The organism is Rhodococcus sp. FG69 (assembly GCF_057808915.1).
Window position 1 is genome coordinate 47829 of sequence record NZ_JBMDIX010000026.1, and the last position, 20474, is coordinate 68302.

General features: G+C 64.6%; 26 protein-coding genes. 6 read left to right on the forward strand and 20 right to left on the reverse strand.

The genetic code is table 11. The features are described 5' to 3' along the window. Nucleotides 1–27: 27 nt before the first annotated feature. The 3 genes from trpC to ACODSO_RS19470 all read right to left on the reverse strand — a co-directional run bounded on the left by trpC (nucleotide 28) and on the right by ACODSO_RS19470 (nucleotide 3152). Nucleotides 28–837, reverse strand: coding sequence for an indole-3-glycerol phosphate synthase TrpC (gene trpC / locus ACODSO_RS19460; RefSeq protein ID WP_068381193.1), 810 nt, complete (start codon nucleotides 835–837; stop codon nucleotides 28–30). 78 nt (nucleotides 838–915) lie between these two features. Next, entirely contained in the window at nucleotides 916–1590 is a 675-nt protein-coding gene (locus tag ACODSO_RS19465) for a TIGR02234 family membrane protein (protein ID WP_068381196.1), read from the reverse strand. Beyond that, nucleotides 1587–3152 (reverse strand): anthranilate synthase component I, encoded by a 1566-nt coding sequence (locus tag ACODSO_RS19470; RefSeq protein WP_489038422.1) that lies wholly within the window; start codon nucleotides 3150–3152, stop codon nucleotides 1587–1589. The genes ACODSO_RS19465 and ACODSO_RS19470 overlap by 4 nt, the downstream gene beginning before the upstream one ends. Before the next feature lie 79 nt (nucleotides 3153–3231). Between ACODSO_RS19470 and ACODSO_RS19475 the strand changes: the two genes are divergently transcribed. Beyond that, nucleotides 3232–3696 (forward strand): peroxiredoxin, encoded by a 465-nt coding sequence (locus ACODSO_RS19475; protein ID WP_068381200.1) that lies wholly within the window; start codon nucleotides 3232–3234, stop codon nucleotides 3694–3696. Nucleotides 3697–3789: 93 nt separating this feature from the next. Continuing rightward, a complete protein-coding gene (locus ACODSO_RS19480) occupies nucleotides 3790–4287 on the forward strand; it encodes a MarR family winged helix-turn-helix transcriptional regulator (RefSeq protein WP_489038423.1) in 498 nt (165 codons plus the stop codon). Between the two features lie 3 nt (nucleotides 4288–4290). Here the strand turns inward: ACODSO_RS19480 and hisI are convergent, their stop codons facing one another. From hisI to hisD, 10 genes are read right to left on the reverse strand one after another with little or no spacing between them, the layout of a single operon-like run. Then, the gene (hisI, locus tag ACODSO_RS19485; protein ID WP_489038424.1) at nucleotides 4291–4629 is read right to left on the reverse strand and encodes a phosphoribosyl-AMP cyclohydrolase; all 339 of its coding nucleotides are present in this window, start codon (nucleotides 4627–4629) and stop codon (nucleotides 4291–4293) included. 41 nt (nucleotides 4630–4670) lie between these two features. Beyond that, on the reverse strand, nucleotides 4671–5444 hold the full coding sequence (gene hisF, locus ACODSO_RS19490) for an imidazole glycerol phosphate synthase subunit HisF (RefSeq protein ID WP_068381206.1): 774 nt from the start codon (nucleotides 5442–5444) through the stop codon (nucleotides 4671–4673). Further along, complete coding sequence (locus tag ACODSO_RS19495) at nucleotides 5441–6271, reverse strand: inositol monophosphatase family protein (RefSeq protein WP_489038425.1); 831 nt, start codon at nucleotides 6269–6271, stop codon at nucleotides 5441–5443. The genes hisF and ACODSO_RS19495 overlap by 4 nt, the downstream gene beginning before the upstream one ends. Nucleotides 6272–6277: 6 nt before the next feature. Continuing rightward, nucleotides 6278–7012: a bifunctional 1-(5-phosphoribosyl)-5-((5-phosphoribosylamino)methylideneamino)imidazole-4-carboxamide isomerase/phosphoribosylanthranilate isomerase PriA gene (gene priA / locus ACODSO_RS19500; RefSeq protein ID WP_068381215.1), complete on the reverse strand. Its 735-nt coding sequence runs from the start codon at nucleotides 7010–7012 to the stop codon at nucleotides 6278–6280. Between the two features lie 47 nt (nucleotides 7013–7059). Beyond that, a complete protein-coding gene (locus ACODSO_RS19505; protein ID WP_489038426.1) occupies nucleotides 7060–7290 on the reverse strand; it encodes a hypothetical protein in 231 nt (76 codons plus the stop codon). Between the two features lie 10 nt (nucleotides 7291–7300). Further along, the gene (hisH, locus tag ACODSO_RS19510) at nucleotides 7301–7930 is read right to left on the reverse strand and encodes an imidazole glycerol phosphate synthase subunit HisH (RefSeq protein ID WP_489038427.1); all 630 of its coding nucleotides are present in this window, start codon (nucleotides 7928–7930) and stop codon (nucleotides 7301–7303) included. Nucleotides 7931–7940: 10 nt separating this feature from the next. Next, on the reverse strand, nucleotides 7941–9104 hold the full coding sequence (locus ACODSO_RS19515; RefSeq protein WP_489038428.1) for an MFS transporter: 1164 nt from the start codon (nucleotides 9102–9104) through the stop codon (nucleotides 7941–7943). A 7-nt stretch (nucleotides 9105–9111) separates the two neighbouring features. Continuing rightward, on the reverse strand, nucleotides 9112–9747 hold the full coding sequence (hisB, locus tag ACODSO_RS19520) for an imidazoleglycerol-phosphate dehydratase HisB (RefSeq protein WP_489038429.1): 636 nt from the start codon (nucleotides 9745–9747) through the stop codon (nucleotides 9112–9114). Continuing rightward, complete coding sequence (locus ACODSO_RS19525) at nucleotides 9744–10907, reverse strand: histidinol-phosphate transaminase (protein ID WP_489038430.1); 1164 nt, start codon at nucleotides 10905–10907, stop codon at nucleotides 9744–9746. The genes hisB and ACODSO_RS19525 overlap by 4 nt, the downstream gene beginning before the upstream one ends. Beyond that, entirely contained in the window at nucleotides 10904–12244 is a 1341-nt protein-coding gene (gene hisD / locus ACODSO_RS19530; protein ID WP_489038431.1) for a histidinol dehydrogenase, read from the reverse strand. Before hisD ends, ACODSO_RS19525 begins: the two co-directional genes overlap by 4 nt. 112 nt (nucleotides 12245–12356) lie before the next feature. Here hisD and ACODSO_RS19535 point away from each other — a divergent pair, with 112 nt between their 5' ends. Together ACODSO_RS19535 and ACODSO_RS19540 are read left to right on the forward strand one after the other, a co-directional pair. Further along, nucleotides 12357–12986, forward strand: a complete 630-nt coding sequence (locus tag ACODSO_RS19535) for a LysE family transporter (RefSeq protein WP_489038432.1) — start codon at nucleotides 12357–12359, stop codon at nucleotides 12984–12986. After that, nucleotides 12986–13390: a YchJ family protein gene (locus ACODSO_RS19540; protein WP_489038433.1), complete on the forward strand. Its 405-nt coding sequence runs from the start codon at nucleotides 12986–12988 to the stop codon at nucleotides 13388–13390. The genes ACODSO_RS19535 and ACODSO_RS19540 overlap by 1 nt, the downstream gene beginning before the upstream one ends. Here the strand turns inward: ACODSO_RS19540 and ACODSO_RS19545 are convergent, their stop codons facing one another. Then, nucleotides 13391–13804 (reverse strand): DUF5997 family protein, encoded by a 414-nt coding sequence (locus tag ACODSO_RS19545; RefSeq protein WP_489038434.1) that lies wholly within the window; start codon nucleotides 13802–13804, stop codon nucleotides 13391–13393. Between the two features lie 79 nt (nucleotides 13805–13883). Between ACODSO_RS19545 and ACODSO_RS19550 the strand changes: the two genes are divergently transcribed. Next, nucleotides 13884–14864: a LysR family transcriptional regulator gene (locus ACODSO_RS19550; RefSeq protein WP_489038435.1), complete on the forward strand. Its 981-nt coding sequence runs from the start codon at nucleotides 13884–13886 to the stop codon at nucleotides 14862–14864. Nucleotides 14865–14871: 7 nt separating this feature from the next. Here the strand turns inward: ACODSO_RS19550 and ACODSO_RS19555 are convergent, their stop codons facing one another. From ACODSO_RS19555 to nadA, 4 genes are read right to left on the reverse strand one after another with little or no spacing between them, the layout of a single operon-like run. Next, entirely contained in the window at nucleotides 14872–15249 is a 378-nt protein-coding gene (locus ACODSO_RS19555) for an RNA-binding S4 domain-containing protein (RefSeq protein ID WP_068381244.1), read from the reverse strand. Between the two features lie 27 nt (nucleotides 15250–15276). Then, on the reverse strand, nucleotides 15277–16143 hold the full coding sequence (nadC, locus tag ACODSO_RS19560; RefSeq protein ID WP_489038436.1) for a carboxylating nicotinate-nucleotide diphosphorylase: 867 nt from the start codon (nucleotides 16141–16143) through the stop codon (nucleotides 15277–15279). Nucleotides 16144–16145: 2 nt separating this feature from the next. Further along, nucleotides 16146–17810 carry an L-aspartate oxidase gene (locus ACODSO_RS19565; RefSeq protein ID WP_489038437.1) on the reverse strand — a complete coding sequence of 555 codons (1665 nt, stop codon included), beginning with the start codon at nucleotides 17808–17810 and terminating at the stop codon, nucleotides 16146–16148. Next, on the reverse strand, nucleotides 17807–18883 hold the full coding sequence (gene nadA, locus ACODSO_RS19570) for a quinolinate synthase NadA (RefSeq protein WP_489038438.1): 1077 nt from the start codon (nucleotides 18881–18883) through the stop codon (nucleotides 17807–17809). Before nadA ends, ACODSO_RS19565 begins: the two co-directional genes overlap by 4 nt. A gap of 114 nt (nucleotides 18884–18997) precedes the next feature. Between nadA and ACODSO_RS19575 the strand changes: the two genes are divergently transcribed. Then, nucleotides 18998–19693 (forward strand): NUDIX hydrolase, encoded by a 696-nt coding sequence (locus ACODSO_RS19575; protein ID WP_489038439.1) that lies wholly within the window; start codon nucleotides 18998–19000, stop codon nucleotides 19691–19693. On the opposite strand, the gene ACODSO_RS19580 is transcribed toward ACODSO_RS19575, so the two are convergent. Both ACODSO_RS19580 and bsaP read right to left on the reverse strand, forming a co-directional pair. After that, nucleotides 19690–20259 carry a DUF2567 domain-containing protein gene (locus ACODSO_RS19580; RefSeq protein ID WP_489038440.1) on the reverse strand — a complete coding sequence of 190 codons (570 nt, stop codon included), beginning with the start codon at nucleotides 20257–20259 and terminating at the stop codon, nucleotides 19690–19692. The genes ACODSO_RS19575 and ACODSO_RS19580 overlap by 4 nt on opposite strands. Further along, nucleotides 20256–20474, reverse strand: a complete 219-nt coding sequence (gene bsaP, locus ACODSO_RS19585) for a biotin synthase auxiliary protein BsaP (protein ID WP_489038441.1) — start codon at nucleotides 20472–20474, stop codon at nucleotides 20256–20258. The genes ACODSO_RS19580 and bsaP overlap by 4 nt, the downstream gene beginning before the upstream one ends.

The window sequence follows — 20474 nt, forward strand, 5'->3', positions numbered from 1 at the left end:
CGCGTGAGCGGTCCGACGGATTTTCGGTCAGCGCGCCGGCTTGGGGCAGGACGGGTGGGTTCCGGCGGTCACGAGGTCCGATACTGCAGTGCGTGGGTCACCGCTGGTGACCAGACCCTCGCCGACGAGAACAGCATCGGCGCCTGCGCCCGCGTAAGCGAGCAGGTCGGCAGTTCCACGTACTCCGGATTCGGCGACGCGGATGACCTCGCTGGGCAATCCCGGCGCAATTCGTCCAAAGCTGTCGCGATCGATTTCGAGGGTCTTGAGGTTGCGTGCGTTGATTCCGATGACGCGTGCACCGGCTTCGAGCGCGCGATCCGCTTCGGCCTCGGTGTGAACCTCGACCAGCGCGGTCATTCCGAGCGACTCGGTGCGGTCGAGCAACGACGCCAGCGCATCCTGTTCGAGCGCAGCCACTATCAGCAGAATCATGTCGGCGCCGTGCGCCCTGGCCTCGTGAATCTGGTAGGGCCCCACGATGAAGTCCTTGCGCAGAACCGGGATACTGACGGCCTTGCGTACTGCGTCCAGATCGGCGAGTGATCCGTGGAAGCGTCGCTCCTCGGTGAGAACACTGATGATTCGCGCGCCGCCGGACTCGTACGCCTGCGCGAGCAAGGCCGGGTCGCCGATATCTGCGAGTGCACCCTTGGATGGACTCGCACGCTTGACCTCGGCAATGACACCGATTCCGTCCTCGTGCAGAGCCGCAGTCGCATTGAGCGGTGCCGAAGCCTTGGAGGCAGCTGCCTTCACACTCGCGAAATCGATCACCGATTCGCGCGCAGCTACGTCGGCTCTTACACCGTCCAGAATCGAATCGAGAACAGTCATGGTGACCCGAATCCTTTCCCATCGATGACCTGATGTGAGGAAACTCATTTCAGGTCTGCCCTAGCGTAGAGGGCGGTTTCAGTCTTCTGAATTTCGGGTGCCCGACCGATCGGTGGGGTCCTCCCCCGCATCGATCGCGTCCCACAGCATTCGTTCGGTCAAGTCTTCCCCCTCGCCGTTCTCCTCGGCCCGCTCCGACGCCGACTTCGCGCGTTGCGCAACCTCGTCGCGACGTGCGGCAGGTGCGTCGTACCTGGATGAGAGTACCTTCCGCGCGGTTGGTTTTCGCACCAGTATCACCGCCGCACCGAACGCGCATCCTGCTCCGATCAGCGCGAGAACCGCGGGCAGCGTGTAAGCCTGCGCCGTCAATACTTCCGCCCGCCCGGGCAGCTCGGCAAGTACGGCGGCCTTCTTTGCGTCCACATCGCCGCCGACTGCCTGCGCCGCCGGAAAGCCCGCCCCGATCGCGACGAGTCCGACGAGCAAGGCGAGAACCCTCGACGCCCACCCCTTCACCGCGAACGACGCCGCGACCGCTGCCAACAACGCCAGAGCCAACGGTGTCGACGCCGGCGCCCAGGTGCTTCCCAGCAAGTCCGTCGACCGCGCCTCGCCGAGTCCATCCGAGGAGGTGACAGCGACCCACGTCATCCGCGAGCTACCCCACAGGCACACTGCCCCTAGCAGGAGCAAAGCGACCGGAACCGCCGCACGGCCCGAGCGGCGGCGCACCGGTGCCTGCGTGCTCACGGCTCGCCGACCGCACGCAGCGACTCGGCTGCAGCCACCGCACCGAGTACAGCCATGGCCTTGTTTCTGGCCTCCGTGTCCTCGTACTCGGCCACGGAGTCGGCGACGACGCCCGCGCCCGCCTGGACATAGGCGGTGCCGTCCTTCATCAGTGCGGTACGGATTGCAATGGCTGTGTCCGCATCACCGGCGAAGTCCAAGTACCCGACGATGCCGCCGTACACCCCGCGCCTCGTCGGTTCGAGTTCGTCGATCAATTCCATCGCGCGGACCTTCGGTGCGCCGGACAAGGTGCCTGCCGGGAAGCATGCCTTGACCGCGTCGAGCGCCTGTTTGCCCTCCGCGAGCGTGCCCGCAACCGTGGAGACGAGATGCATGACGTGGCTGTAGCGCTCGATGTGTCGGTAATCGCTGACTCGCACTGTGCCCGGAGTGCAGACGCGGCCGAGATCGTTCCGACCGAGATCGACGAGCATCAGATGTTCGGCGTTCTCCTTCTCGTCGGCAAGAAGGTCCTTCTCCAGCAGGATGTCTTCTTCCTCGGAGTTGCCGCGCCACCGCGTTCCCGCGATCGGATGTGTGGTCGCAACACCGTCGACGACCGTCACCAACGCTTCCGGGCTCGATCCGACAATGGAGAACGCGGTCTCGCCGTCGGCCCCCGGCACGTGCAACAGGTACATGTACGGGCTCGGATTCGACGCCCGCAACATGCGATACACGTCGAAGGGCGAAGCGTCTGTGTCCATCTCGAACCGTTGCGAGAGCACGACCTGGAACGCCTCGCCTGCTTCGATCTCCTCGACGAGTCGGTCGACGTCGCGACCGAAGCCCTCCGAGGTTCGCTGACGGCGGTACTCGGGTGTGGGTCTGGCCATGGTCGACACCGTCGACGGTGCCGGCGCGGCGAGATCCGCGCACATCCGATCGAGTCTGCGCACTGCATCGTCGTAGGCTTCGTCGACACGGTCGTCGGTACCGTCCCAGTTGACCGCGTTCGCGATGAGAGTGATCGCGCCCTCGTGGTGATCCACGGCAGCCAGATCGGTCGCCAAGAGCATCACCATTTCAGGCACCTGAAGATCGTCCTCGGCATGCTCGGGCAACTTCTCGATGCGGCGCACCGCGTCGTAACCCAGATAGCCGACCATTCCGCCCGTCAGCGGAGGCAACCCGGGCAAGCGCTCGGATCGAAGGAGTTCCAGTGTCCGGCCGAGCACGTCGAGCGGATTGCCCCCCGAGGGCACTCCGGCGGGGACGTTGCCGCGCCAGACCGCCTCGCCGTCGACTGTCGTCAGAGCTGCCGGGGTGCCTGCCCCGATGAACGACCATCTCGACCATGATCGCCCGTTCTCCGCTGACTCGAGCAGAAAGGTCCCCGGCCGGTCACCGCCGATCTTGCGGTAAGCCGACAGGGGGGTCTCCGAATCGGCGAGAACCTTACGGACGACAGGTACGACACGGTGCTCTGCGGCGAGCCTCCGGAATACCTCTCGACTGGTGGTCGAATCCGATGTCCCGCGGTCTTGTCCGTCGGGCAGGGTTGTGGTCTCGCCATGCATTCGTTCATCCTCCCAGGTGCCCTGTGCCCGGATCTGCGCGCGGTGGCCTTCGAACTTACTGCGCGGTAGCCTCCGAAGAATGAGACAAGGCGATCGCGTCGAGAACTTCACCCTGCCGGACCAGACCGGAACCCCACGCTCGCTGGAAAGCTTGCTCGAGAACGGACCGCTGGTCTTGTTCTTCTATCCGGGCGCACTGACCCCTGGATGCACGGTCGAAGCCTGCCACTTCCGCGATCTTGCAACGGAGTTCGCCGAAGCAGGCGCATCGCGTGCCGGAATCAGCACCGATGCTGTCGCAAAACAGGCAGAGTTCGCCGACGTGAAATCGTTCGACTATCCGTTGCTTTCGGACGAGGCAGGCACCGTTGCCGCACAGTTCGGCGTCAAGCGCGGACTGCTCGGCAAACTGTCTCCCGTCAAGAGATCGACGTTCGTCATCGATACCGACCGCACCGTCCTCGACGTGTACAGCAGCGAATTCAGATTCGAAGAACACGCCGATCACGCTCTGGCGTTCCTTCGGAGCCGCTCGACGACTTGAGTGAACAGCGGGGCAGCCGCACGAACCTCCCGTCAAGTGAAACACTGTGGTGACTACAACCAACTGTGTGCGCTCGACAGGAAGGCTCTCGTGATGGACGAGTCGGCAGAACATCCCGATCCACTCTGGCTGACGGACCGCCAACAAGCTGCATGGCGGTCGCTCGTTGCCCTCGTGACCCGGTTACCTGCCGCACTCGACACTCAGCTGCAACGTGACTCGTCGCTGACCCACTTCGATTACTTCGTACTGTCGGTTCTTTCCGAGGATCCGAACCGTCGAATTCAGTTGCGGGATCTGGCGAAGTTCGCGAATGCGTCGCTGTCGAGGCTGTCCCATGTGGTGACCAAACTGGAGAAGCTCGGCTGGGTGAAACGCGAGAGCATCGAAGGAAGCCGGGGATCGTATGCCGTACTCACCGATGCGGGGATGGACAAGGTCGTCGAGTCCGCGCCCGGCCATGTCGCCACGGTTCAGGCGTTGCTGTTCGAAGGATTGAACGACGAGGAAGTCGAGCGCTTGGGCGAGCTGAGTTCGGTCATGTTGACCCAGCTCGACAAGGGGATCGCCGAGGGCACCGGCAAGGCCTGACGCTCAGCTCAACAGAACGTCGGCGTCGAAGCAGGTGTGATCACCTGTGTGGCATGCCCCGCCCTGTTGATCCACGACGAGCAACACCGCGTCACCGTCGCAGTCCAGCCTGACCTCGTGGACGTATTGCGTGTGCCCGGACGTCTCCCCCTTCACCCAGTACGCCTGACGGGATCGCGAATAGTAGGTCCCCTTGCGCGTCTCGAGTGTCCGTGCGAGAGCCTCGTCGTCCATCCAGGCCACCATCAGGACATCGCCTGAGGATCGCTCCTGCACGACCGCGCTGAACAAACCCGCCTCGTTGCGCTTGAGGCGTGCCGCAATGTTCGGATCGAGAGTCATGTTCTCCGTTGTACCTTTTCCGGCCGGTCGAAAAGAATCATTCAGCGAACGACGATGCCGTCCGCTCGCATAGCATCTTTGACCTGGGCAATCGTAAGATCGCCGAAGTGGAAGACGCTCGCCGCGAGGACTGCGTCGGCGCCCGCCGTGACTGCGGGCGGAAAGTGCTCGACCGCGCCCGCGCCGCCACTGGCGATCACCGGTACATGGACCGCGTGGCGGACCGCGGAGATCATCGGTAAATCGAATCCCGCCTTCGTCCCGTCTGCATCCATCGAGTTCAACAAGATCTCGCCGACGCCCAGTTCTGCTCCGCGAGTTGCCCACTCCACGGCGTCTATCCCGGTGCCGCGCTTGCCACCGTGAGTGGTGACTTCCCATCCGGACGGTGTGCCCTGCTGCCCAGCGGGAACCGTTCTCGCATCGACCGACAGCACGATGCACTGCGAACCGAAACGCTCGCTCAGTTCACGAAGCAGCTCCGGCCTGGCGATGGCGGCGGTGTTGACGCTCACCTTGTCCGCACCCGCACGCAGTAATCGGTCGACATCTTCGACCGTGCGAACACCCCCGCCGACCGTCAGCGGGATGAAAACTTGCTCCGCTGTGCGGCTGACGACATCGAGCATGGTGCCGCGGTCCGACGTCGACGCCGTCACGTCGAGGAACGTCAACTCGTCGGCGCCCTGTGCGTCGTACGCAGCCGCGAGGGCGACAGGATCGCCCGCGTCGCGCAGGTTCTCGAAGTTGACGCCCTTCACCACTCGTCCCGCGTCGACGTCCAGGCACGGAATCACGCGTACTGCGACGGTCATCGAACTCGTCCTTCCAGGAAATCCGCAGGGTCACCGAGATCGGTGATCACGGACAGCAATTCCGCATGGGCACTCGGTGAGGCGGCGAGCACCGACTGCGAGTCGATGGTCCATGGCTTGCCGGCCAGATCGGTGACGATTCCCCCCGCGGCCTGCACGAGGAGCGCACCTGCAGCGTTGTCCCACGCGCGGTGGCCGAACACGACGCATCCGCCGAGGACTCCACTCGCCGTGTACGCCAGGTCGACGCCTGTGGCGCCATGCATGCGCAGACGTGAGGACACCTTCGAGAGCTCCTCGAGGATCCGTACCCGGTAGAGACCCGGAGTCCGTCCGCGGCTGGCGATGTTGAACGCGCCGAACCCGATCATCGAGTCGGACAACGAGCGTTCGGTGAGCATCGGCAGCGCTTCGCCGTTGAGCAACAGCGGTCCGCCCGCCGCAGCTGCAAATCGTTGTTGTACCAGCGGAAGCCAGGTGAGACCCAGTACCGGGACCCCGTCGTCGAGCAGCGCCAACAGCGTTCCCGCAGAGGGCAACCCGGCCGAATAGTTGAAAGTGCCGTCGATGGGATCGAGCACCCATACCGTGCCGGAACCCAACTCGGGACCGCCGAATTCTTCACCGTGCACCGGAATTCCGGTCTGCTCGAAGAGCTCGGCGGCGAGCCGCTTCTCGAGCTCGAGGTCCACCGCCGTCGCGAAATCGTCGGGGCCCTTCTGTACGGCGCTCGGCGCGCCTACCCCTGCGACGAACCGGTCATGGGTGCCGTCGAGCAGCCGACCGGCAATCTCCAGCAACCGTTGTGGATCCTCCGGCAGAGTCATCCGTGGCTATCCGGACACTGCCGCGAGGGCGTCGGGCAGGGTGAATCGACCTGCGTACAGTGCCTTTCCGACGATCGAACCCTCGACACCCTTGTCGACGAGACCGGCGATGGCGCGCAGATCGTCGATGGTGGACACGCCGCCTGAAGCGATGACCGGCTTGTCGGTCTTCTCGCACATCTGGGCGAGCAGATCGAGGTTCGGTCCCGTCAATGTGCCGTCCTTGGTGACATCGGTGACGACGTACCGCGAGCAGCCATCGCGCTCGAGGCGCTCGAGAACTTCCCACAGGTCTCCGCCGTCGCTGACCCAGCCTCGTCCGCGGAGACGGCTCTGGCCGTCGACGATCAACACGTCGAGTCCGACGGCAACCCGGTCACCGAACTCGCCGATCGCTCGCGCGCACCACTCGGGGTCTTCGAGCGCCGCCGTGCCGAGGTTCACTCGTGCGCAGCCGGTCGCCAATGCGGCACGAAGCGATTCGTCGTCGCGGATCCCGCCGGACAACTCGACTTTCACGTCCAGCTCACCGACGACGTCGGCGAGGAGTTCACGGTTCGATCCGCGACCGAACGCGGCGTCGAGATCGACGAGATGTACCCACTCGGCACCGTCGTTCTGCCATGCCAGCGCAGCATCACGCGGAGATCCGTACTTCGTTTCGCTTCCGGCCTCTCCCTGAACGAGACGGACAGCTTCGCCACCTGCGACATCGACAGCAGGCAATAAGACCAGGCTCACGTGCGCTTATGCTACTGCCACCCCCGACACACAAGCCCGCCAGGGTCTTACTCGTGCTCGTCGTGACGGTCGTCGCCGAGACTGCGTCGCGTCATCGACGTCGACACGACTCCCATCGCGGTGATTGCTGCTGCAATGCCGACGGCCACGATGGCCAGACCCACGCCTGGCCCTGGCCGGACGAGCGCGAGGACAACAGTGGTGATCACGAGCACCCCCGTCGCGCTCCCCAGGGAAGCGATCGCCAGCCGCCCGAAGGAGAACTCCCGATCGGTCACCGGGGCATCCTCACAGGGACTCGACCCAGTTCTTCAACAATTCTGCGCCTGCGTCGCCCGACTTCTCCGGGTGGAACTGCGTCGCCGACAGAGGGCCGTTCTCCACGGCGGCAAGAAAATCGCCTCCGTGATCGGCCCACGTCAGCAATGGGGCTGCGATGGTGTCCCCTACCGGCATCTCCCATTTCTGGACCGCGTACGAGTGCACGAAGTAGAACCGGGTGTCGGCGTCGATACCGTTGAAAAGCACGCTCTTCTCGGGCGCTCGCACGGTATTCCACCCCATGTGTGGGAGCACCTCGGCTCGAAGCCGCTCCACTGTGCCCGGCCACTCTCCGCAGCCGTCCGCCTCGACGCCGAATTCGACGCCTCGGTCGAACATGATCTGCATTCCGACGCAGATACCGAGGACGGGACGTCCACCGGCGAGTCGTTGACCGATAAGGCGGTCACCCTTGACCTCGAGCAGACCTTCCATGCACGCTGCGAACGCGCCGACGCCCGGTACGACGAGCCCGTCCGCGGCAAGCGCAATCTTGGGGTCGGAGGTGACGGTGACGTCGGCACCGACCCGATCGAGGGCACGCTGTGCCGAGTGAAGATTGCCCGAACCGTAGTCGAGCAGTGCCACAGACTTCATATCCTCGAGTCTATCCGGCCGAGCGTGCACCGAAGACCCCGACTACCACGGCCATCACGAGTGCAACTGCTGCGGCCGTGGCAAAACCGGAGGTGTAGCCGACGGTCCCGACGATGACGCCGAGCGCCATCGCCCCGGCACCGGTCCCGGCGTCGAACCCGATGTTCCACGCGGCGCTCGCCTGACTGAAGCGTTCCGGGCCGGCGACTCGGAACGTCATGACCAGGCTGTCGTTCTGGGTGGCGCCGTACCCGATGCCGAATACTGCTGCCGCTACGACGAACACGACCGCAGGGCGCGAGTCCGCGACCGCGAATGCGAACAGGGCGACCCCAGCACTGACGAGGACGAGAGCGGGGGTGAGGGCTCGGCCGATGCCGATGCGGTCTGCTACGGCACCGGCGACGTAGCGACCTACCAGCATCGATCCACTGACGACGGCAAGAGCGACGCCGATCATCGACTCGCGGCCGGGTTCGGCGATCGGCAGCAGGCTCGACAGTCCGCCGAACGAGGCAGCTGCGGCGGCAATGGCCAGGCATGGAACCACGAACTGTTTTGCCGCCGAGCGTGTCTCGGCAGCTTTCCGCGCTGGCGGTGCGACCGGATGAGTCGCCGGAAGAAACGCGATGGCGATCAGTCCGATCAGTGGGACTACCGCACCGATCAGAAACACAGAAGCCGGCGACAGCGCAAACAAGACGAGACCGGCAGGCAGGGTCACCATCTGTGCCAGCGCAACCGCGATCCCCTGTGCCCCAGTTGCCCGGCCCAGCTGATCGGGTGGAGCGAGTTCCGCTACGAGCGCTGCGGAAGCAACGGTCAACAATCCGAAGCCGATGCCCCGCACAGCCGACACGGTCAGCGCAGGTGCGGCGCCGACCGATACTGCGAACAGCACAGCGGGAAGTCCGAGAAAGACACAGCCGGCCGCCAAAACGAGCCGGTGTCCGAAACGGACCAGTAGCGTAGGCACGAACAGCTGAGTGAGGACCGTTGCGGCCATGAACACCGCAGTGCTCGCTCCGGCGAGGGCATCCGAGCCACCGCCCAAGGACACCGCGAGCGGCACGACCGGAAGCAACAGGCCCCACCCACCGAACGCCGCAGCGCCCATCGCCATCGCAGCAGGCAGGCCTCGGATCGACAGCAGCGAATTGGACCGCGAGGTCACACCGCTGTCACAAACTGCCCTTGGTGGACGGGATGCCGGTGACGCGAGGGTCGTACTCGACCGCCTGTCGCAGCGCCCGCGCCACTGCTTTGAACTCGGCCTCGGTGATGTGGTGCTGGTCGCGGCCGTACAGAACCCGAACATGCAGCGCGATCCGCGCGTTCATCGCCAGGGACTCGAACACGTGGCGGTTGATGACCGTGGCGTACGGAACACCCGGATAACCCCCGATGATGGAGTGCACCATGTAATCGGGCTCGCCGGTGTGTACGCAGTACGGGCGTCCCGACACGTCGACCGAGGCGTGCACCTGAGTCTCGTCCATCGGAATGAAAGCATCGCCGAACCGGGTGATGCCGGACTTGTCCCCGAGCGCCTGCCCGAGGGCCTGCCCGAGCACGATCGCGGTGTCCTCGACGGTGTGGTGCGCATCGATCTCGATGTCGCCCGTCGCGTGCACCGTCAGATCGAACCGCCCATGCGTTCCGAGCGCCGTCAGCATGTGATCGTAGAACGGGACGCCAGTGGAGATATCCACCACTCCGGTGCCGTCGAGGTTCAGTTCGACGGTGATGTCCGATTCCTTGGTCGTGCGTTCGATCCGCGCGATTCTCGGTGGCCGGCCTTCGGATGGTGTCGTCATCGGTTCGTCTCCACGTGCTCGTTCGTAGCAAATTGCTGTGTGTCCTCGAGCTCACTCTGCACGAGCGATGCGCTCACTTCGAGGAACCTGTCGTTCTCGGAGTCGAGTCCGATCGTGGTGCGCAGGTACCCGTCGATGCCGACGTCCCTGATCAACACGCCCTGTTCGAGGTAGCGCTTCCACGTCGCCGCTGCACTCGCGAACCGACCGAACAGCACGAAATTGGCATCGCTGGGGATCACGTCGAAACCTAATTCGGTCAACCGTGCCATGACGCGGTCGCGTTCGGCGGAGAGCCTCTCGACGCTTCCGAGTGTCTCGGGCGCGTGTCGCAACGCCGCCAGCGCAGCTGCCTGCGTGACGACGGACAGGTGGTAGGGCAAACGCACCAGCAGCATGGCGTCCACGACTGCCGGAGCCGCGACGAGGTAGCCGAGCCGGCCGCCCGCGAAGGCAAATGCCTTGCTCATCGTTCTGCTGACGACGAGCTTCGTCGGATACTCGGCGATCAGACCGATTGCACTCGGCTGCGCCGAGAACTCGGCGTACGCCTCGTCCAGAATTACGATCCCGCAGGCTGCATCCAGAATGCGCCGGAGATCTTCGGTCGGAATGCTATGGCCGGTGGGGTTGTTCGGGCTGGTGACGAAGACAATATCCGGAGTGCGCTCGGCGATCGACGAGACGGCGAAGTCGATGTCGAGCGAGAAATCGGCGCGCCTCTTCGCCTCGATCCACTCGGTCTGCGTTCCCGACGCGATGATGGGATGCATCGAGTACGACGGTACGAATCCGAGCGATGACCGCCCCGGACCACCGAATGCCTGAAGCAGCTGCTGCAGGATCTCGTTGGAGCCGTTGGCTGCCCATACGTTGCTCACGTCGACATCGAATCCGGTCTGACCGGTCAGGTACTCCGCCAGCGCGGAACGAAGCTCGACGGCGTCGCGATCCGGATAGCGGTGCAGCTGCGTCGCCGCCTGCCGGACCGACTCGGCGACATCGTCCACGAGAGCCTGCGTCGGTGGGTGCGGATTCTCGTTCGTGTTGAGCTGCACCGGGACAGTCAACTGGGGAGCGCCGTACGCCGACTTGCCTCGCAAATTCTCTCGTATCGGAAGCGAGTCCACTGAAACACCTTGTCCGATAACGCCGCTCATGATGAGAGTCCTTCGAACCGCAGACGGACGGCTTCGCCGTGCGCCGGCAGGTCCTCGGCGTCGGCGAGCGCGATCACGTGAGCGGCAACATCCTTCAGCGCGGCCTCCGAGTAGTCCACTACGTGGATACCGCGCAGGAACGTCTGCACGCTCAAGCCCGAGGAGTGGCGCGCACATCCCGCGGTGGGAAGAACGTGATTGGATCCTGCGCAGTAGTCCCCCAAGCTGACCGGAGACCACGCGCCGACGAACACTGCACCCGCGCTTCGCACGCGAGCGGCGACGGCGGACGGATCCACGGTCTGAATCTCGAGGTGCTCGGCGGCATACGCGTTGACGACGTCCAAGCCCTGGTCGATGTCGTCGACCAGCACGGTGCCCGACTGCGCACCGGTGAGTGCCGTCAGCACGCGTTTGCTGTGTTTGGTGAAGTCGAGTTGGGCCGCAAGTGCTTCGTCGACTGCATCAGCCAGCTGCACGCTGGTCGTGACGAGCACGCTGGCTGCCATGACGTCGTGTTCGGCCTGGCTGATCATGTCGGCCGCCACGTGAATCGGGTCGGCGGACTCGTCGGCGAGAATCGCGATCTCGGTAGGACCGGCTTCGGAATCGATGCCGATCAGCGAGCGGCACAACCGCTTTGCTGCCGTCACGTAGATGTTGCCTGGACCGGTGATGAGGTCGACCGGTTCCAGTTCGATTCCGTCGGTGTCGGTGCCGCCGTAGGTGAGCAGCGCTATCCCCTGTCCTCCTCCGACGGCCCAGACTTCTTCGACGCCGAGGAGCTGCGCGGCCGCGAGGATGGTCGGGTGCGGCAGACCGCCGAAAGCCTTCTGCGGCGGAGACGCCACCACGAGCGAGCCGACGCCTGCCGTCTGGGCGGGCACGACATTCATCACGACCGAGGACGGGTATACAGCGTTACCACCGGGGACGTACAGCCCGACACGCTCTACCGGAACCCACCGCTCGGTGACGGTTCCTCCCGGCACTACCTGCGTGGTGGTGTCGGTGCGACGCTGATCGGCGTGCACGATCCTGGTCCGCTCGATCGCGACCTCCAGCGCTGTGCGCACCGCAGGATCCAACTCGTCGAGTGCCTTCACCAAGGCCTCGGCAGGAACCCGAACGCTGTCCGGTCGAACGCCGTCGAACTTCTCGCAGAACTCGAGAGCGGCGTCGACGCCACGGTCGCGAACAGCCTCGACCACTGGACGAACCTGATGCAACACCGCATCGACATCCACTCCACCTCGTGGAAGCGCGCCGCGTAGTTCGGCGGTGGATGGAGTTCGACCGCGTAGATCCACGCGGGCGAGCTCGATGCGGGCAGGCATAGTTTTCCCTTCGACAAAGCACACCGAGGTCCGGTTTCTACTCACCAGGATAGTGCGCACGACTTGCGGTACCGAGACCCGCCTCGTTCGGCGGGCATTGTTCAATGGGCGAATGAACATACATCTGTGGCTCGCGTTCCTTGGAGCAAGTGTGGTCATCAGCTTGTCGCCGGGTGCGGGCGCAATCGCGTCGATGTCCACCGGTCTCCGCTGTGGCTTGAAGCGGGGCTACTGGAACATCTTCGGGCTGCAGATCGGACTGTTGCTGCAGATTGCCATCGTTGCGATCGGTCTCGGCGCCGTGTTGGCCGAATCCGAGGTCGCCTTCTCCGCCATCAAGTGGTTCGGCGTTGCCTACCTCGTCTACCTGGGAGTACGGCAGTGGCGGGCGGCGCCTACCGAGATCGCCGAGTCCCCACCGATTGCCGACCGGGGTTTTTCGATGCTCGGCCGCGGATTCCTGGTGAATGCGAGCAACCCGAAAGCGGTCGTCTTCATGCTGGCAGTCCTACCGCAGTTCATCGATCCCTCTGCCACGCTTGCGCCGCAGTATCTGATCATTGCAGCGACGATGGTCGCCGTGGACGCGGCGGTGATGACCGGCTACACCTCGCTCGCATCGCGAGTACTGAAAGTCATGCGGTCACAGCGGCAGCAGGTGACGATGAACAGGACCTTCGCAGGGCTGTTCTTCTTCGCCGCAGCCTTCTTGGCGACCGTTCGACGCTCGAATCCGGTCTGATGGAGGACCGCACCCTGAGCGGGAGCAGTCTGTGCCCATGTCTGCGCGGCGAACGATTCGACGCCTGCTGTGGACCTTTTCTTCGCGGTCCTCGCACGGCTCCGACAGCGGAACAGTTGATGAGGTCGCGATTCAGCGCGTTCAGCGTCGGCGACGCCCAGTACCTGCTCGATACTTGGCACCCGACCACCGCACCCGAAACCCTCGAATTGGACCCGGGTCAACGGTGGTACCGACTCGACATTCACGGCACCGGGGCCGGTGGTCTTCTCGATCACGACGGTTGGGTCGAGTTCAGCGCGTTCTATCGCCATCCCGACGGGGGCGGTGAGCTCCGCGAGCGCAGTCGATTCGTCCGGGACAACGGACGATGGTTCTATCTCGACGGCAGGGTCAGTACCTGATCACTTGCGGAGCTTCTGCGGACGATTGCTCGCCGCCCGACGGGCTTCGTCTTTCGCCTTGACGCGCTCGGCCTCGGCACGGACCTCATCCTGCGTGCGGCGTTCCTTGACCAACCAGTCCGGCTTCTCTTCGAGTAACGAATCGATCTGCTCGGCCGTGAGGGCGTCGGTCACTCCGGCACGAGCAAGACCTGCAATGGAGATGCCGAGCCGTCGCGCAATGACGTCCTTCGGGAACGGACCGTTGTTCTGGAGTTCGAGCAACCACTGCGGCGGATCGGCACGCAGCGCGTCGAGATCAGCCCTGCTCACGGGAGTGGACTGGAACTCCTCGGGGGCGGCTGGCAGGTAGATACCGAGCTTGTTCGCCGCGGTCAGGGGCTTCATGTTCTGTGGTTTCTTCTCCGGGCTCACTCGCACAGCCTAACTTCCCGATGGATAGCAAAATGCCACCGTCGTCGAACGATCGATCAAGTCGCCTAGTGTTGGACGCGTGAACTTCGAGGTACAGACTCTCCGCTGGTACATCGCTGTGGCGGAGGAACTGCACTTCGCGCGCGCCGCCAAGTCGTTGAACATCGCCCGCACCACACTGAGCGCGGCAGTGATCGACCTGGAAACCGAACTCGGTTACCCGCTGTTCGTTCGCGGGGCATCTCCCACTCAACTGACCGATGACGGTATCCAGTTTCTCTCGACGGCCCGCGTTCTCGTAGACGAGGACGAACGTCGTGTCGCCGAGGAAGCCGCGCTCAGAGCGTCTCAGCTACGCACTCTGACCGTCGGGTACACCGAAGGCGTCACGCCGACGAAATGGGTTCGTATCTGGGCAGAGCGCTTTCCCGAGATCGCGATCGACCTTGTGCCGTCCACACCGGACACTCAGCTCTCGCAGCTGCGGGAGGGCGCCGTGGACGTGGCATTCGTTCGATTGCCGGTCGACCGCGACGGGCTGAGCGTCATCGGTCTGTACGAGGAGGTACCCGTCGTGGTGGTACCCAAGGATCATCCGGTTGCTGCGTTCGATCGAATCTCGGTGTCAGACCTGTCCGACGAGCACCTGCTGCACGATCTCGACGAGGTTCCGGAGTGGACCGCCGTCGCCTCGGAGGTTGCGGACGGCACTCGACTTGCGCTACCTCCGATCGGGTCCAACAGCGAGCTCGTCGAGTACGTGGCTGCTGGGCTGGGAATCGCGATCGTGCCGCAATCGATAGCGCGTCTGCACGCACGCAAAGATCTCGTGTACCGGCCGGTCGACGGTGTCGCCGGCTCGTCGATCGCGATTGCGTGGCCGACCCAGGAGACAACCGACAACGTCGACGAATTCGTCGGCATCGTGCGGGGCCGTTCGGTCCGTAGCTCTCGCGGGACGCCTACCGCACCGGACAAGACCAAGAAGCCCCGGCCCGCGAAACCCGCCAAGAAGGTTCAGCGTGCTGTGACACCCCGAAGCAAGCGACCGAGGCGTTGACGACCGATCAGATACCCAGCCCGCGCAACTTGTCGAGTTCTCGACGCTCACGCTTCGTCGGCCGCCCGGCCCCGCGGTCTCGGCGGGGTTGCGAGGCGAGGACCTCCTTCGGCGGCGGTGGCGGGCTTCGGTCGATCATGCATTCGGCCGCGACCGGCGCACCCACTCGTTTGGCGACGATGCGGACTACCACGACGATCTTCTCCAGACCGTCGACTCGAAGCCTGATCTCGTCGTCGGGCCCGATGCGCTGACCGGCCTTCGCCGGCGTGCCGTTGACGCGAACATGCCCACCGCGACAGGCGGCCGCAGCAGCAGATCGCGTCTTGAACAAGCGCACGGCCCAGATCCAGCTGTCGAGGCGAACGCTCTGCATGTCGGACATCGAAACGAATCTACAAGACTCGCCGAACTACATGTCGAGCCCGAGGTCGAGCACGGTGACCGAGTGTGTGAGTCCACCTACCGCGAGGTAATCGACCCCAGTTTTCGCGTAGTCATGGGCGACGTCGAGAGTCAGTCCACCCGAGGACTCGAGCCGAGTCGACGGAGACAGTGTGGCGCGCCGCTGGACAGCCATCTGGGTCTGCCACAGCGGAAAGTTGTCCAGTAGCACCAGACCGACATCCTCGGCCAGCACCTCGTCGAGTTGCTCGAGACTGTCTACCTCGACCTCGCATTCGATGTCCGGGGCCGCGGCCCGCACCGCCTTCAGCGCCGCGACCACCGAACCTGCGGCGGCGACGTGGTTGTCCTTGATCAGAGCCGCGTCGCCGAGACCCATACGGTGATTCACGCCTCCTCCGGCCCGGACGGCGTATTTCTGCAACGAGCGCAGGCCGGGCAGGGTCTTTCGACTGTCCCTGATCTTCGTGTCGGTGTCGGCGACCTCTGCGACCCAGGCTGCGGTGGCCGTCGCAATTCCGGACAGGTGACACAGCAAGTTCAGCATCGTGCGTTCCGCGGTCAACAGCCCGCGGGTAGGACCGGTGATCGTCAGAACACTCTGTCCAGGCACCACCTCCGTGCCATCGACCACTCGATCCTCGACTACGTAGGACTCCGCTCCCAGCACCTCGTCCAAGACCAGCAGGCCGACATCGAGCCCCGCAACGGTTCCGAACTGCCTGGATACAACGGATGCCGTGGCGACTGCGTCGGCGGACACGGTGGCGATAGTGGTGACGTCGGGCCCGTACTTCAGATCCTCGGCCAGTGCGGCAATGACCAGCGCGCGCACTTCCTCCACGTCCAATCCTTGCGTCGTCAGCGCGTTCACTGTCAACTCACTCCTGTCATGGTCTGTGCGTGTGTGTCGCCGATCGGGACCGGTCGCGATTCCAACTCTCCATCGGAGCCGAGACGGATTCGAATGCTGTGCCGCATGTGCTCCGAGCTCGTCGGGTGGTCGCGACGCGTGTGGCAACCGCGACTTTCCACACGTTCGGCAGCCGCAGTCATGAGAGCCGACGCAGTCAGCGTCAGTGCCGAGTCCTCCAATGCCGTGACCGTGGCACCGAGAACGGACGGCGAGGTCCCGTCCGTTTCGTCTGCCGACGTGCCGGCAAGTGCGGACAGCGCGGACGCGGCGAACGCGAGCCCGTCAGCGTCGCGAACGACCCCCACATGCTCGGTCATCAGCTGCTGCAGGTCCGACCGCCGGAGACGACGCAGCAAAGGAAGGTGCACAGCGACGTCGGGAGTCGGTCGCCCCCGACGCTCGGCAGCAGCAGCGCCGGCACGTTGGCCCAGCACGAGGCCTTCGAGGAGGCTGTTCGACGCCAACCGGTTCGCGCCGTGCATGCCGGTTCTGGCAACCTCGCCGGCGGCATAGAGACCGTCGACTCCTGTTCTTCCCCACACGTCCGTGACGACCCCACCGCACGAGTAGTGGGCAGCGGGCGCGACCGGAATGAGGTCGACGAGCGGATCGATTCCGGCCGCGAGCGCGGATGCCGCCACCGTCGGGAAGCGCGTGCGGAAATTGTCGATCGACCGCGCATCGAGGAGAACATGGTCGGTGCCGGTGATCCGCAGTCGCTCGGCGATCGCACGCGAGACCACATCTCGCGGAGCAAGATCCGCGAGCGGGTGGACTCCCTCCATGAACCTGAGACCGTCGAGGTCGACCAGGTGCGCACCCTCGCCGCGTACTGCTTCGCTGACGAGCGGTCGCCTGCCGATTGACCCTGCTTCGAACAGAACCGTCGGATGGAATTGGACGAATTCGAGATCGGCGACGTCCGCCCCGGCGTCGAGGGCGAGGGAAATCCCGTCGGCTGTTGCACCGGGCGGGTTGGTGCTGCACGAGTACAACTGCCCGAGCCCGCCTGTCGCGAGAAGAACGGCCGGGCAATGAATCACGCCGTATCCGCTTTCCGAGTGCACGAGCAGTCCGACGACTCCTTCGTCGGTTGTCAGGACCCGAACTGCGGTGGTCCCGAACAGCACTTCTCCTGCATGTGCGGTGGAAGCGGTGATGTCCAGCGCACGTTGAACTTCCGCTCCGGTGGCGTCGCCCCCGGCGTGAATTATCCGCCTGACGCGGTGCCCGCCCTCCCTGGTTCGCGCCAGCCCACCGTCGGCCCTGCGGTCGAACGTGGCACCGAACGACTCCAACGTCGCGACGGCGTCCGGTCCCGCGGCGACGATCGATCGGACTGCCACCGGATCGCACAGGCCACCGCCCGCTTCGCACGTGTCGTACACGTGCGAGTCGATGGCATCGGTGTTGATGAACTCTGTGGCATTCGTGAACCCTGCGGGCACGGCGATGCCGCCCTGCGCGTACTGAGTGGACGTGTCCGACGGGCCGGTCTTGGCCACGGTCAGCACCGTCGAGCCGACGCGAGACGCAGCGCGGGCGGCACTCAGACCCGCGACGCCGCCACCGACGACAACGAGGTCAGCCGAGCGTTCCCATCGAACGCTCACCTCGGGTGTCACTCGCCGCCACCAGGGTTGCCGATCTCGATCATGCGCTGCACCGACTTGCTGGCGACGTGCGCTGTATCGAGATCGACGTGAACCTCGTCCTTGCCCTCCACGAGGCATCTCAGCAAGGCCGCCGGGGTGATCATCTTCATGTATCCGCAGGACGCGCGATCGTTGACGGCCAGGAAGTCCACGTCGGGCGCTGCGCGGCGCAGCTGATGCAGCATGCCGACCTCGGTGGCCACGAGGACCTGCTTGGCCCCCGTCGTGCGGGCCGCGTCCAACATGCCACCCGTGGAAAGGATCTTGACCTTGTCCTCGGCGACGAAGCCTTCGCCTGCCAGGTACAGAGCCGATGTCGCACAACCGCATTCGGGGTGGACGTACAGTTCGGCGTCGGGGTGGACACGAGATTTCGCAGCCAGTTCGTCACCGTTGATGCCTGCGTGGACGTGGCACTCACCGGCCCAGATATGCAGGTTCTCCCGCTTCGTGATGCGCTTGACGTGCGCGCCGAGGAACTGATCGGGCAGGAACAGGATTTCGCGGTTCGGATCGATCGACTCGACGACCTCGACCGCGTTGGACGACGTGCAGCAGATGTCGGTCAACGCCTTGATCTCGGCGGTCGTATTGACGTAGGACACCACGATGGCCTGCGGGTAGTCGGCCTTCCACTCGCGCAATTGCTCGGCGGTGATGGAATCGGCCAACGAACAACCGGCCCGCTGGTCAGGAATCAGGACAGTCTTGGCCGGACTCAGAATCTTGGCCGTCTCCGCCATGAAGTGCACCCCACAGAACACGATCTCGTCCTCGGGTACTTCGGCAGCCAATCGGGATAGCGCCAACGAGTCACCGACGTGATCAGCAATGTCCTGGATGGCCGGCAACTGATAGTTGTGGGCCAGGATCGTGGCGCCGCGCTTGCGGGCAAGGCGCTTGATCTCGGCCGCCCACTCCTCGGACGCCTCGACCCCGCTGAATCCGCCTGGACCGTCGACGATGTCTGCAGCCCCCGCCCACACTGCGCTGTCGACTGCTGCTGAACCACTGGTTCCGAGCCGGGTTGCATTGCTCGTCATCGCGGGACTCCTTCATCGTTCGCCCGGTCTGTGCAGTCCTGCTGGGTTGCTCCCGCGGGCTGCTCTTCCGGTCCGGATTTCCTTCGTAGGGGTTTTCGACTTATGATCGAAAACATGCCACATCGTAGCACTGTCCACGAAGTCCTCATCGCGGTGTTTCAAGTTAGGACTTTCGTCGCAGGCCAGACCCCCGAACTGGGAGTGCTCCTGTGGCAACGTGCCCTCGAACCCGACAAGGGATCGTGGTCACTCCCCGGCGGGGTCCTGGAGGACGACGAAGACCTCTCGACATCGGCCCGTCGACAGCTCGCCGAGAAGGTCGACGTGCGGACGGTGGCACACCTCGAACAACTGTCGATCTTCAGCGACCCGAATCGGGTACCCGGGAGCCGCCGAATCGCGTCGAACTTCCTCGGACTCGTTCCGATCTACTCCGAACCGAAACTTCCGTCCGACACCGCGTGGCATCCCGTCGCCCGCTTACCCACAACGTCGTTCGATCACGGCACCGTCGTACTTCATGCACGGAACAGGCTGGTGGCGAAGCTCTCCTACACGAACATCGCGTTCGCACTCGCACCCGTCGAATTCGCGATGTCGACACTGCGCGAGATCTACGCGGCCGCACTCGGTTATCAGGTCGATGCCACCAACCTCGGCCGCGTCCTCGGGCGCAGAAACGTGGTCGAGCCGACCGGGCGCACCTCACCGTCGGGCAAATCCGGCGGCCGCCCCCCTGCGCTGTACCGGTTCACCGAGTCATCGCTTCGGGTGACGGACGAGTTCGCGGCGCTCCGCCCACCGAGCTAGCGGTCGGCGTCGACCTCGTTCGACTCGGACAGCGCAAGTTCCTGGTCCGGGGTGAACCGAAGGTTGTCGTGCGGATTCATCGCCGCCAGCAAGAGCACGACGAGCGACGCGAGAAGCGGTTGAACCACCAGCACGAGCGGGGATTCGAACCCGGGCGCAATCGACACGACGCTTCCTATCGGCGGATCGTCGGGGCTCGGGACGATCAGCCCTGCAACCCAGACTCCGACTCCGAGCATCGCCGACGAACCGAGTGCAGCACCGACGAGCACGCCGAGGAACAGAACCGGGCCCCGGACCGATGTCCATGTCCACAGGGCGACGGGCAGAACGATTCCCGCGACCAACGCGATGCACACGAACATTGCAATTCCGTCGAACCGATGAAGACTCTCCCCCGTCAACGCCGAGCCACGCCCCGGATCGACAACGACGAACTGTTCCGGCGGCGCCACCGCGGCCCACACCACACCGCCCACTACGCCGAACAAGACCGACACCGCTACCGCACGAGCGAAGACCTTCGTGGCCCCTACCTTGCGAGCCTGGGATGGAATAAGTGTCACCGTTGACCACGAGACTCTGAGTCGACACCGCCGTGCCTGGAACACACCGAATGCCAGCCGTTTGGCATGACCTGCACGACCAGACGCCGACCACAGTCACCGCAGAACCTCGGCGGCTCCAAACCGAGCAGCGCCGCCTGCGGGGTGGCATCGATCGCATTCGGCACGAGGGCCCGACCTGTGTACGGGTTGAACTTGTCGCCGCTGGTCGTCAC

Coding starts and splice junctions, on each gene's coding strand:
- ACODSO_RS19575 (WP_489038439.1), top strand. CDS start 18,998: ATGCCACATCGTAGCACTGTCCACGAAGTCCTCATCGCGGTGTTTCAA.
- ACODSO_RS19555 (WP_068381244.1), bottom strand. CDS start 15,249: ATGTCCGACATGCAGAGCGTTCGCCTCGACAGCTGGATCTGGGCCGTG.
- ACODSO_RS19535 (WP_489038432.1), top strand. CDS start 12,357: ATGAACATACATCTGTGGCTCGCGTTCCTTGGAGCAAGTGTGGTCATC.
- hisH (WP_489038427.1), bottom strand. CDS start 7,930: ATGAAGTCTGTGGCACTGCTCGACTACGGTTCGGGCAATCTTCACTCG.
- hisF (WP_068381206.1), bottom strand. CDS start 5,444: ATGACCGTCGCAGTACGCGTGATTCCGTGCCTGGACGTCGACGCGGGA.
- ACODSO_RS19480 (WP_489038423.1), top strand. CDS start 3,790: ATGGACGAGTCGGCAGAACATCCCGATCCACTCTGGCTGACGGACCGC.
- hisD (WP_489038431.1), bottom strand. CDS start 12,244: ATGCCTGCCCGCATCGAGCTCGCCCGCGTGGATCTACGCGGTCGAACT.
- nadA (WP_489038438.1), bottom strand. CDS start 18,883: ATGACGAGCAATGCAACCCGGCTCGGAACCAGTGGTTCAGCAGCAGTC.
- trpC (WP_068381193.1), bottom strand. CDS start 837: ATGACTGTTCTCGATTCGATTCTGGACGGTGTAAGAGCCGACGTAGCT.
- ACODSO_RS19540 (WP_489038433.1), top strand. CDS start 12,986: ATGGAGGACCGCACCCTGAGCGGGAGCAGTCTGTGCCCATGTCTGCGC.
- ACODSO_RS19475 (WP_068381200.1), top strand. CDS start 3,232: ATGAGACAAGGCGATCGCGTCGAGAACTTCACCCTGCCGGACCAGACC.
- hisB (WP_489038429.1), bottom strand. CDS start 9,747: ATGACGACACCATCCGAAGGCCGGCCACCGAGAATCGCGCGGATCGAA.
- ACODSO_RS19495 (WP_489038425.1), bottom strand. CDS start 6,271: ATGACTCTGCCGGAGGATCCACAACGGTTGCTGGAGATTGCCGGTCGG.
- ACODSO_RS19470 (WP_489038422.1), bottom strand. CDS start 3,152: ATGCATGGCGAGACCACAACCCTGCCCGACGGACAAGACCGCGGGACA.
- hisI (WP_489038424.1), bottom strand. CDS start 4,629: ATGACTCTCGATCCGAACATTGCGGCACGCCTCAAGCGCAACGAGGCG.
- ACODSO_RS19525 (WP_489038430.1), bottom strand. CDS start 10,907: ATGAGCGGCGTTATCGGACAAGGTGTTTCAGTGGACTCGCTTCCGATA.